General features: G+C 40.7%; 11 protein-coding genes, 1 tRNA gene and 1 pseudogene. 6 read left to right on the top strand and 7 right to left on the bottom strand.

Annotated elements, in window-relative coordinates; all coding sequences use genetic code 11:
- Positions 1–133: 133 nt before the first annotated feature.
- Positions 134–514: pseudogene (locus NWP22_RS01900) on the bottom strand (sensor histidine kinase); the annotation flags it as partial.
- Positions 515–656: 142 nt separating this feature from the next.
- Between NWP22_RS01900 and ppk1 the strand changes: the two are divergent.
- The 3 genes from ppk1 to NWP22_RS01885 all read left to right on the top strand — a co-directional run bounded on the left by ppk1 (position 657) and on the right by NWP22_RS01885 (position 3601).
- Positions 657–2867, top strand: coding sequence for a polyphosphate kinase 1 (gene ppk1, locus NWP22_RS01895; RefSeq protein ID WP_271733683.1), 2211 nt, complete (start codon positions 657–659; stop codon positions 2865–2867).
- A 157-nt stretch (positions 2868–3024) separates the two neighbouring features.
- Positions 3025–3429: a response regulator gene (locus NWP22_RS01890; RefSeq protein ID WP_271733682.1), complete on the top strand. Its 405-nt coding sequence runs from the start codon at positions 3025–3027 to the stop codon at positions 3427–3429.
- Positions 3413–3601, top strand: coding sequence for a hypothetical protein (locus NWP22_RS01885; protein ID WP_271733680.1), 189 nt, complete (start codon positions 3413–3415; stop codon positions 3599–3601). Before NWP22_RS01890 ends, NWP22_RS01885 begins: the two co-directional genes overlap by 17 nt.
- On the opposite strand, the gene NWP22_RS01880 is transcribed toward NWP22_RS01885, so the two are convergent.
- A complete protein-coding gene (locus NWP22_RS01880) occupies positions 3598–3780 on the bottom strand; it encodes a hypothetical protein (protein WP_271733679.1) in 183 nt (60 codons plus the stop codon). The genes NWP22_RS01885 and NWP22_RS01880 overlap by 4 nt on opposite strands.
- A gap of 227 nt (positions 3781–4007) precedes the next feature.
- Here NWP22_RS01880 and NWP22_RS01875 point away from each other — a divergent pair, with 227 nt between their 5' ends.
- Positions 4008–4559 (top strand): DUF2854 domain-containing protein, encoded by a 552-nt coding sequence (locus NWP22_RS01875; RefSeq protein WP_271733678.1) that lies wholly within the window; start codon positions 4008–4010, stop codon positions 4557–4559.
- Between the two features lie 49 nt (positions 4560–4608).
- Here the strand turns inward: NWP22_RS01875 and NWP22_RS01870 are convergent, their stop codons facing one another.
- Together NWP22_RS01870 and NWP22_RS01865 are read right to left on the bottom strand one after the other, a co-directional pair.
- Positions 4609–4869, bottom strand: a complete 261-nt coding sequence (locus tag NWP22_RS01870) for a CRR7 family NDH-1 assembly protein (protein WP_271733718.1) — start codon at positions 4867–4869, stop codon at positions 4609–4611.
- A 133-nt stretch (positions 4870–5002) separates the two neighbouring features.
- Positions 5003–6211, bottom strand: coding sequence for a histidine kinase (locus tag NWP22_RS01865; protein WP_271733677.1), 1209 nt, complete (start codon positions 6209–6211; stop codon positions 5003–5005).
- Positions 6212–7233: 1022 nt separating this feature from the next.
- On the opposite strand from NWP22_RS01865, the gene NWP22_RS01860 reads away from it, so the two are divergent.
- Entirely contained in the window at positions 7234–8604 is a 1371-nt protein-coding gene (locus tag NWP22_RS01860; protein ID WP_271733676.1) for an S-layer homology domain-containing protein, read from the top strand.
- A gap of 48 nt (positions 8605–8652) precedes the next feature.
- Here NWP22_RS01860 and NWP22_RS01855 read toward each other — a convergent pair.
- Positions 8653–8724: transfer RNA gene (locus NWP22_RS01855), tRNA-Thr, on the bottom strand.
- 33 nt (positions 8725–8757) lie between these two features.
- Here NWP22_RS01855 and NWP22_RS01850 point away from each other — a divergent pair.
- Positions 8758–9027 carry a DUF3493 domain-containing protein gene (locus NWP22_RS01850; RefSeq protein ID WP_271733675.1) on the top strand — a complete coding sequence of 90 codons (270 nt, stop codon included), beginning with the start codon at positions 8758–8760 and terminating at the stop codon, positions 9025–9027.
- Between the two features lie 280 nt (positions 9028–9307).
- Here the strand turns inward: NWP22_RS01850 and NWP22_RS01845 are convergent, their stop codons facing one another.
- Positions 9308–9580, bottom strand: coding sequence for a hypothetical protein (locus NWP22_RS01845; protein ID WP_271733719.1), 273 nt, complete (start codon positions 9578–9580; stop codon positions 9308–9310).
- Between the two features lie 601 nt (positions 9581–10181).
- A partial coding sequence (locus NWP22_RS01840; protein ID WP_280801457.1) for a hypothetical protein occupies positions 10182–10474 on the bottom strand: 293 nt, incomplete at its 5' end.

Genomic DNA, 10474 nt, shown 5'->3' with positions numbered 1-10474 from the left:
TCAAGCATAATTTGCTGTCTAATTATTTAATACAGCAACTCAAACGCCCAAGTATTCCTATGTGCTTGGTTTAATTGAAATTGTCCCGTGGCGCGGCTCCCTCCGCTCCCTATTTGTGCCAGTTGCGTAAGTCCTGATCCTGTTTAATTACCCGGACGGTTTCACCAAGATGGTTACCATGAATGGGAATGTTTAGGGGTGATGATAGGGTTGACCAGATTAATTGACCGGTGGGACCAAACCACTCTAGGTCAATGTGGTCATCTTCCACCGTCATAGCATTATCGCGAAAACTTGCTTCTACATTAATCTGAAATTGTCGAGGTTCCCCATTCACCGTTGAAATCACAAGCGATCGCTCGACAATTTCCACCACGTGATTGAGGGTATCATCAATGCGCTCAATTAATGTATTGCGGAAATATAAATATACACCACTGGCAAATAGTAACAATAATACGGCAGTGACGGCAGTGTACCAGAGTGCCAGACGGCGGCGAGTAGCTTGAAACATTTGGCAAAACAAAGAAAGTCTGTAGTTCCCCTATTTGAATCTTAAATTATTCCTAACTAGATAGTTTCACTTATGCCCTAATTAATCTAATATATTTATTGTCCCTAGATGTAGAGCTTAATCTACCTAAACTGAGATCGTTATGCCGAAATCAAAAAAGAGCGCTCATCCGATTGATTTAAACGATCCACAATATTACATTAACCGTGAGTTAAGCTGGTTAGAATTTAACAGTCGTGTACTGCACGAAGCCTGTGACCCCCGGACACTGCTTCTAGAACGATTAAAATTTTTGGCCATCTTCAGCGCCAACTTAGATGAATTCTTCATGGTGCGGGTTGCAGCTTTAAAGCAACAGGTAGAAGCAAAAGTTTCTCAGTTAACTCCCGATGGTCGCACACCGCAACAACAACTAGACGATATTCGCTCAACTCTCACTCCCGAGGTGACAAGACAGCACCAACAATTTCAACAGGTTCTACAACCTTTGCTAGCTAGTCACGGTATTCACATACTAGACTACATCAACTTAAATCAAAAACAACGGACTTACTTAGATAACTACTTTGAAGAACAAATCTTTCCGGTTCTCACTCCCTTAGCTGTTGACCCTAGCCATCCTTTCCCTTTTATTTCTAATCTCAGCCTAAATTTAGCGGTTGTAGTCCAAAATCCGGACAGTGAGGAAGAATTTTTTGCCCGGGTAAAAGTCCCCAGTGTCTTACCGCGATTTTTGCCAATACCACCAGAGTTAGGGATTTCTGAAACTGGAGAAACTGCTCACTGGACCGGTGTACCCCTAGAACAGGCGATCGCCCATAACCTGGAATTTCTATTTCCAGGCATGAATATACAAGAATACCACCCCTTCCGTATTACCCGCGATGCTGATTTGGCTTTAGAAGAGGATGAAGCCGATGACCTACTATTAGCCATTGAACAGGAACTACGCAAACGGCGCATGGGGGGGACGACTGTCAGACTAGAAATTAAATCCCACACTCCCGAGCCAATACGTTCTCGGTTGCTGCAAGATTTGGAGTTAACCGAAAATGATCTTTATGAGGTTGATGGTCTTTTAGGACTCCGGGATTTAATGTATTTTATGGCTTTACCATTAGCCGAACTTAAAGAACCCCCACGTCAGTCTGTAGTACCTTCACGCCTCCAAAGGTTAAAAGAACCCAGTTTAAACTCAGAGGCCTTGGAACTAGAAGAAGGTCAAGACTTTTTTGCGGTGATTCGGGAAAAAGACTTGTTGGTACACCATCCATATCAATCCTTTTCCTCAACAGTAGTTAACTTTATTACCCATGCAGCCTATGACCCGAATGTCCTAGCAATCAAGATGACTCTTTACCGCACTTCTGGCGACTCCCCCATAGTAAAAGCCTTAATTGCAGCTGCAGAAAATGGTAAGCAAGTATCTGTACTAGTGGAATTAAAAGCGCGGTTTGATGAGGAAAATAATATCTACTGGGCCAGGAGTTTAGAAAGAGTCGGTGTACATGTTGTCTACGGTTTAGTAGGGCTAAAAACCCATTGCAAAACGGTGATGGTCGTACGACGAGAAAAAGACCGGATGCGCCGCTATATACATATAGGTACTGGTAACTATAATCCTAAAACAGCCCGCTTGTATACCGATTTGGGACTATTTAGCTGTCGGGAAGAATTAGGCGCGGATATCACAGACTTATTTAACTTTTTAACAGGCTATTCTCGGCAAAAATCTTACCGGGAAGTACTAGTCGCACCTGTGAATATGCGCGATCGCTTTTTAGCCTTAATTCATCGGGAAATAGAAAATGTTCAAAATGGTTTTTCCGGGCGCATTGTCGCCAAAATGAACTCCCTTGTAGATCCGCAGATTATCGCTACTTTATACGCGGCTTCTGGAGCTGGAGTGGAAATTGATCTGATTATTCGCGGTATTTGCTGTTTGCGCCCAGGACTAAAAAACATCAGCGAAAATATTCGCGTGATTAGCATTATCGGCCGCTTCTTAGAACATTCTCGCATTTATTATTTTCATAACAATGGACAGGAGGAAATTTACATTGGGAGTGCTGATTGGATGCGTCGCAACTTAGATCGACGAGTTGAAGTAATTACTCCAATTAAAGATCCAGATATTGCTAAAGATTTGCAAGAAATTCTGGGAATTATGTTAGCAGATAATCGTCAAGCCTGGGAATTACAATCTGATGGTACTTATATCCAACGCCGTCCTGGTGATGACTGTCCAGCCACCAGTTCCCAAACAAGTTTGCTAAATATGGCATTAAGTTCAAATAGTATAGCGTCAAACCTGATTGATTCCAAAAAAAGTTACTATTACACAGACAAATAGTCAACTTTATTTCCTAAGTATGAAACTTAATTTGTGAATAAATAGACTCATGAATTACTATCGACAACAAATCTTCTTCAACCATAAGATAGAGTGATTTCTCTTGCGTCTTACCATAAACTATAAGGAATGTTGCAAGTGTTTTTCATTACCTTAAATGTTAACTTTTTTTTGTGAATCTGTGACATTGCGTGTTCTGATTGTTGATGATCACGAACTTACACGGTTAAGTCTAAAATTAGCTTTTTCTAATCAGGAAAATTTCCAGGTAGTGGGGTTAGCCTGCAATGGTCAAGAAGCTATAGAAATGCTGAAAAGCTACCAACCTGATGTAATTATTCTAGATTTACAAATGCCAGTTATGGATGGTTGGCGTGCTTGTAGTCATCTTAAAGCAATATCTCCTAAAACTCAGATACTGGCTTATTCTTCAGTGGAAGATGCAAGTCTATTCAATGCTAAGACCACAGCCAATTTTGACTATGTTTCTCCCAAGGATATTCCTACTACTAAACTTATTGCTCTGGTTACGCAGTTAGGAGAACATGCCAGAAATCGATAAGTTAGAAGAAATCATCTTATCAAGTTGTTTGCTAACTAACTGGCCCTTAGTAAAATATATATCTAGAATACAGCAAGAAGATTGTGATTATAGGCAAACAGCGCCAGTTTATCCGTTAAATCACGGTTTAACTAACGCTGGTCTATGTTTTGATCTAGTCAGTTTAGCCTAATTATTATCGGTTTCCGGAAAAGTCCGCTTAAATTCATCAATTAAATCATCCATTTCTTCCAAAGCCTGGTTAACATCAATTCTCAGAGTTCCTAAGTTTGGCTGCTCCAAAAGGCTTAGGAGGTACTCGCGTTTGTTAGTAACCACGGCAATTCGTTCTTTTATCGTCTGTAAGTCCATAATTTTTTCTGATGTTTCAATACCCTCAGATTTAAACTTAACCCAAAATGGAGTAGACAGGTGATTAGTCCCGCATTTAGAAGATCATCAGCAATAGCGGACGGTTAGACGCAAAAGATATCAGTGATGATTGTCAAGACCTCAACTTAGTGGGCGGTAGTTCACTTGTGACCAATAACCGATGATAATAAAACAGAGATGTTAAAAATCTATAATATCCTAAGCTCATGTTACGTAAAATTTCTTTGGGGACTATCGGTTTAAGCGTTGGTGGTATATTAATCATTGTTGGTTTCGTAGCCTACGCTGCTGACAATGCCACACTTAATCTTGTCGGTTTTTTCTATGGGTTTCCTCTTTTCTTGGGAGGATTGGCACTCAAAGCCAATGAGATTCTGCCTATACCCTTTAGCCAAGATACAACGCCAGATGTATTACGCTTACGGGAGCAGCAAGCAACTATTACTCAAAATAAAATTCGGAAGGACATCACTCGATACTGTTATGGTCAAGAGGCCCATTTAGATGAGGCTCTCTCTTATCTAGGTCTGAGTCCTACAGATGAAGACCGTCCCGTGGTCACAGGTTTACGAGAAACGGAAATTAATGGGGCTTATGCCTTGATTTTAGAATTTTATTCCCCGTTTATTTCATTTGATGTTTGGCAGGAAAAACAGGAAAAAATGACCCGGTATTTTGGACCTGGAGTAGATATTAAAATTACACAAGTAGGTGAAGATATGATTGAATTAACAATTTTCAGTATCCTTGATAAATAATATCTCTACCTATAATCCGGTCATACCCGCGGAGAGTGTCAATGTAAAGCTACTTCTCTAATCGTATTGCATACCACTGTAAATATTTTCCCGGGCCAACATCTAATTCACAACTTGTATCAATTAAATATTGAGCTTGAGCACTGACGGAATCAAACCTTTGTAAGTCTGTGGGTAATTCCTCTCCAGTCATTGTTTGTAACACAAGCTCAAGCTTTTCTAATAATTCCTCTGCTGTGAGAAATTGTTCCGGTTGGTCTGTTTCTAAAACCACAAAGTGGTCTTGCTGATACATTAATGAGTCTGGCATTTGAAAAATCTGACTAACTAATAAATTGTGGTTTTTAGCCCAAATGATTAAATTAAGTTTTATCGCTATTTTTGGTAAAAGGCCGCGGTTATTCGTCATCCATGATAACTCTTGCCCAGTCACCAGTGGCTAACTAAGATGGGTATACTGGTAATGTAAAATGGAACCAAGCGCCGCCATTGGGGGCAGAATCCACCCAAATTTGTCCATAATGGGACTGTATGATGCGTTGACATAAACACAGACCAATGCCGTAGCCATCAATAGCTTGATCACGTTGTAATCGATAGTGATGTTCAAAAATGCGTGTGCGGTTTTCTAGGGGAATTCCCGGTCCGGTATCACCAATAGTTATTTGAACTTTTTGGGTGGTACGGTGTAATCCTGCGATAGTAATTTTACCACCTTCTGGTGTGTATTTGATAGCATTATCTAACAAATTAATTAGCACTTGGCGCACACGTTCTGGATCTGCATATATTTTTGGTAAGTCCTGGGGAATATCAGTTTCTATTTGTTGGGATTTGGCAATGTAGCGATCGCGCAATTCTGCCAACACATCGAAACATATCTCGCCAATTTCCATTTTTTGTGGTATGATAGGTATGCTTGTATCGTAACTACGCCCTACCTGCAACAGATCAGCAATCATTCTGTCAATAGTCTTAGTTTGATTCCGAGCTTGTTTTAATAAATGTGCTGCCATAGCTGGTTTAAGCCGCTTATTAAATGCACCAATATCTACGTTGTAATTAGATTGTAGAGTTTCTATGGCGATAGCCGCAGCAGTGAGAGGATTGCGGATGTCGTGAGCCAGCATAGCTATGACTCTATCTTTAAATAATAGCTGCTCTTGCAGTTTCTCTTTTTCCTGTTTTAACCGAAAAACTTCGTCTGAAAGTTTAATGAGTTCTGCAGAAAAAGCCACAGAATGAATTGTTGATTGCGGTGATGATACCCCACTATTATCATCTATTTGTTCTGGTAAGTCTTGTTGTACTTTTAAGTAAGTATCGGCGGACACCTGCCAGCGAGGCCACCAGTCCTTCAATTGGGCGATTATATTACTTCCAGCTATAACTTGTCGCGGTTCTGGCTGAATTTTTACCAGAGCGGGTGTAGCAACTAATTTAAAATGTTCTGCTAAATAGGGTTGTTCCCCAACATCTATGATTTGAAGTTCAAAATTATACTCTTTTCGTAATTCTTTTAAGTAAGCACGGATACGCTGCACTTGTTGTCGAGACTTTGGTCGTCCATCGACAAATAGTAACAGTTGGAGTGGAGCCTCAGAATAAATAGGCTGATCCTGGGAAACTTGCATGTAATCGTGTTTCAGCACTGGTAACAACCCGGCGATGCTTCGCTTAACAGAAATGAGAATGGATTGACGGTTGTCGATAATCGTTGATTGTTTTCTTAATATCTATCTTAGGTTTTTCATACTCCTATCTAGTGTCAGATACATTTGATTGCTCCTCTTGAGTAAGAACTTACAAGACTAATAGTCGAGTGCCAATATCAAAATGAGATGATAAACGGTTAACGACCTTAAGTGAAAATCTCCTCAAACAAACTTACCAAAACTTACTTAAACTTTAGCAGAAATATGGCTAAAAAATACCTTAACAAGGGCAATTCATTGATTTACAATAGATCCTAGGCAACAACCACGCCTATAACCCTCATGGTTTCAAGCTAGCTCACAGAATGTCTCGGTTCAATCCTGTAGATACTTTCCATGGAATTTCTCTACATTTTAAATAAGCGTGGTTTCTTTTAAACTGAAGCAGTAAGGCAATTCCAGATTTTTAGGTGAGTCTGAGGAACTTTAGTAGAGATACAATTAACAATTCAAGTAAAGACCCTAAAAAGTTATCCCAATCTTCATGAAAAATAATCTCAAAACTCTGTGTAATTTCCAGATAGATTGACAGATAAACCCCGGTATCTTACCTGACTAATGGACTGTAGCCGTAAATCAAATTTATGGCTATTTATGCCCTTCTAGTCAGGAATCATTCAAACCGTTCCCAGTGCGAGACTCTAATCTACACTGATGCGTATTAGGACTGGTACATGATCCATAGCTGGGAACGACTTACCTGACTGTACAAGAGAACCAAATTTATGCGCTGACATTTAAGCAACAGTAACGAAAGTTTTTCGGCTCCATTCCGGATAGATTACAATCTAAGACTGGGTGTTATCTTTTCCCCTGCTTGAGGGATGCTAAGAATAAATTTAACCTTAGTTTAGCACTTCAGTTGGTGCAAGAATATTTTCAATCCTCGGAGTCATTTTCCCTCCTAGTCGTGACAGTCTGCGCTAGTGTAGGAATTGAAACCCCATTTGTAGTTTCCCGTGTTTTTGTCTAAACCTCCAGCTGTATTATTGAGCTTGGCTATTCTATTCACTTCTTTAACAGCTTGTGCTAACAGTCCCACCGCCAAAACCCTAGAACAGTCTTTGGCTGCTGATCCTAGATTAAAAGATCACCCCGGAATATTTGGTGAATCTCAGATAAATCAGGCGAAAGCCAGGCAGAACCAAAAGCAACCCAAGGTTGACTTACCATCTGATTTTCCCCCAGATATCCCTTTGTATCCTAATGCTAAATTAGAGTCAGTCACACCGGCTAGATCTGAAAAAAACAGCATAGTCACTCGCTGGATAAGTTCTGACCCCAGCAATTTTATTGCTAGCTTTTATAGTGACCAGTTTCAGAAAAACAACTGGCAGATTTTACAACAGCCCACAGATAATTTAGAAGATACCTTTGAAGCACACCGTCAAGGTGTCCAGGTTAAGGTATCTATTCAGCCACAATCAGTTACTCAACCCAAACCTGATCAACCACAAACAGCTACAGCATTAGTTATTGAGTACATAGTTAATAAAGGTATAGAAACTGCAAAGACTGACGATCTGCAAGCTAATAATTCTACTTTTATTAGTCCGGCGGTATCTGATAATCTATCCACGCAGCCGGGTAAGACATCTGTTAGCCAAATGGCTACAGCAAGCTCTCAGCAATTCCATGATCTCAACCAAGCACCGGTAGAACTACGTCAATTCATTCAAGACTTAGCATCTTTGGGAGTTTTGTCTTTACAGTCTCAAGAAGTCAAGACTCGCTCTAATGATGTCATCAGTAAATCATTTGAACCCAGTAAACATATTACTCGCCGAGAATATGCCCGCTGGCTAGTTGCTGCCAACAATACTGTGTATTTTAATAATCCTGCTAAACAGATTCGCTTGGCATCCCAAAACACTCAATCCACTTTTACTGATATAGCGCCCACTGATCCTGATTTTCCAGTCGTTCAAGGGTTAGCTGAAACCGGTTTAATCCCTAGTCCCTTGTCTGGTAATTCCAGTGCTGTTTTGTTTCGTCCTGATGCACCACTAACACGAGAACAGTTGATTTTGTGGAAAATCCCCCTAGATATTCGTCAAGCCTTACCGGACGCTAGTTTAGAAGCAGTGAATCAAACGTGGGGTTTTCAAGATGCGGGAAAAATTGACCCCAAGGCTTTACGCGCCGTACTGGCTGATTTCCAAAATGGCGAAAAATCGAATATTCGTCGGGTGTTTGGCTATACAACCTTGTTCCAACCTCAAAAACCAGTGTCTCGGGCTGAAGCTGCCGCAGCTTTGGCATATTTTGGCAATCTGTCCGAGGGGATATCTGCTGCAGAGGCTCTCAGTGCCAAGCAAGTTGCTAACTGAGCTTGATATAGCTAAGGAGTGTAAAGTATTGTTAATTAACGTGAGCCAAGCCGATGACGGGATTTGAACCCGTGGCCTGCTGATTACGAATCAGCTGCTCTACCACTGAGCCACATCGGCGTATACAGTGTAGTATTATAGCATTATTTACTCATGATCAAACCAAATCCTCAAAATCCCATCAACCCAGAGCAATATGCCCGTCTCAAAGCTGAAATGGCAGCCCCCTATAGGGGTTTACGCCAATTTCTGTATCTAGGTTTTGCTGCATCTGCTTTAATTGGCGCGTTTATATTCTTTTTTCAAGTCCTTGCCGGCAGGAATATTGACACAGCAGCACCTAATTTAGCCCTGCAGATGGGAATTTTTGCCCTCATGATCCTCCTTTGGCGCTGGGAGCAACGTCGGCGAAGGGGTTATTAGGTAAATTAATGTTAAATTAATGTGATTGATTTTTGGACTAGTCTTGTGGCAAAAATCTGCAAATTATTCACTTTTAGTTAGTCTGGCCCTTTGAATTTGCTGGCTAAAAGCTGAACTAGTCCTGGAGGATCCCCCACCACAGCTTCATCTGGGCAGCAAGGATAATCTGGGGATCAAAAATACATCCATTTTGCGTAAGCCACTTTCGGCAAGAGCGCCATCAAATTGGCAAATCACCTTCAGAATGTTTGATCCGACCTGTAGAAAATTTCCTTGATTTTTAATAAGCTAAGGTTTCTAAAGTTTCTCGTAAATATCTCCTTACTTGTTTTTCGAGATGAAGTCCCTGCAATTGGGGATAGTGTTCTAGTCGCCAGCTTTTAAAACCTGAACTAGTGGAGATCGCACATTTTAGGCTATACCAAATTTCCGCCTCAGCAGAAAATTGACCATTCCCTTGGACATTGCGCGGATCGCCATCGCGTTCGCCAAGTGCTTGCTTTGCAATCAGCCCACCGTAGGAATCCCTACTAGATAATGGAATTTGAGCCATAGTTCTTCATTCCTCAGTTTTAACTTCAATATGGCAGTATTCAGTTTCACTAATTACGACATTGCCCACATCAGAAACTACATAATTCCTTTAACACTTATCAGGTTTTACTTTAGGGTTGATGGTCGGTTTATGTTAATTTCTACTTTTGGGATTTAAATCGCCACGATGGAATTTGATTGACCGGCACACCTTACATACTCCCATAGGTGGGCCAGCATACAGTCTAAGCCTCCCATTATCACTACCCGGTTTGTTGTTCATTCCACTCTCGACTTCGCCTGATTTATGGGGGTTCTGCCGGAAACAGCTAAATTTCTTCTTAAGAATATAGTACTCAATACCAAAAATTCTGTCTTATTAGTCACTAAAATACGTGATAGACTCACTAGCAGTGTGGAAATTAATGTTAAACCTTTCTATAACACCTATCTAAACCTACCTAAGCAGATTGATTGTTTACTTCTTGCTTCACCTATTTCCAGTGCATAACTGGTATATGAGCAATACTTGACACTCTGCTGTCTGAAGACACGCAGATTCTTTAAGACTTGCTTAAAAGGAATAGTCAATTATCCCCCTACACGCTCAAAACAACTACCTACGGATAAGTGTTGCAATTGCGCAAAATTTTATATTTTTTTGGCTTTCTGAGTCCATCGAATTTTGGCGGTATACACTCTGTATTTTGCCTTTGCTTGTTTACCCAGGCTACGGTCAAAGCCGAGACGAGATAAATCAGGGGTTTCTCCTGCTCAAAATACTTCTTCGTGCAGATGGTTATTCTTACTCGCACCTTGATTATATCATCACGGCGAATCAATTCGCCGTTGGCACTTCCTCCACTGTCTAAAGCCAAGTGGAGGAAGTGCCTTTTTTGCGATTTTCTTGTGA

It is taken from the genome of Anabaenopsis tanganyikae CS-531 (assembly GCF_029891675.1).
GTDB lineage: Bacteria > Cyanobacteriota > Cyanobacteriia > Cyanobacteriales > Nostocaceae > Anabaenopsis > Anabaenopsis arnoldii.
This window is presented reverse-complemented; position numbering and strand designations above follow the sequence as displayed.

What these genes read in the sequence shown, in the direction of transcription:
- ppk1 (WP_271733683.1), top strand. Translation starts at nt 657, where the DNA reads ATGCCGAAATCAAAAAAGAGCGCTCATCCGATTGATTTAAACGATCCA.
- NWP22_RS01890 (WP_271733682.1), top strand. Translation starts at nt 3,025, where the DNA reads ATGTTAACTTTTTTTTGTGAATCTGTGACATTGCGTGTTCTGATTGTT.
- NWP22_RS01885 (WP_271733680.1), top strand. Translation starts at nt 3,413, where the DNA reads ATGCCAGAAATCGATAAGTTAGAAGAAATCATCTTATCAAGTTGTTTG.
- NWP22_RS01880 (WP_271733679.1), bottom strand. Translation starts at nt 3,780, where the DNA reads ATGGACTTACAGACGATAAAAGAACGAATTGCCGTGGTTACTAACAAA.
- NWP22_RS01875 (WP_271733678.1), top strand. Translation starts at nt 4,008, where the DNA reads ATGTTACGTAAAATTTCTTTGGGGACTATCGGTTTAAGCGTTGGTGGT.
- NWP22_RS01870 (WP_271733718.1), bottom strand. Translation starts at nt 4,869, where the DNA reads ATGCCAGACTCATTAATGTATCAGCAAGACCACTTTGTGGTTTTAGAA.
- NWP22_RS01850 (WP_271733675.1), top strand. Translation starts at nt 8,758, where the DNA reads ATGATCAAACCAAATCCTCAAAATCCCATCAACCCAGAGCAATATGCC.
- NWP22_RS01845 (WP_271733719.1), bottom strand. Translation starts at nt 9,580, where the DNA reads ATGGCTCAAATTCCATTATCTAGTAGGGATTCCTACGGTGGGCTGATT.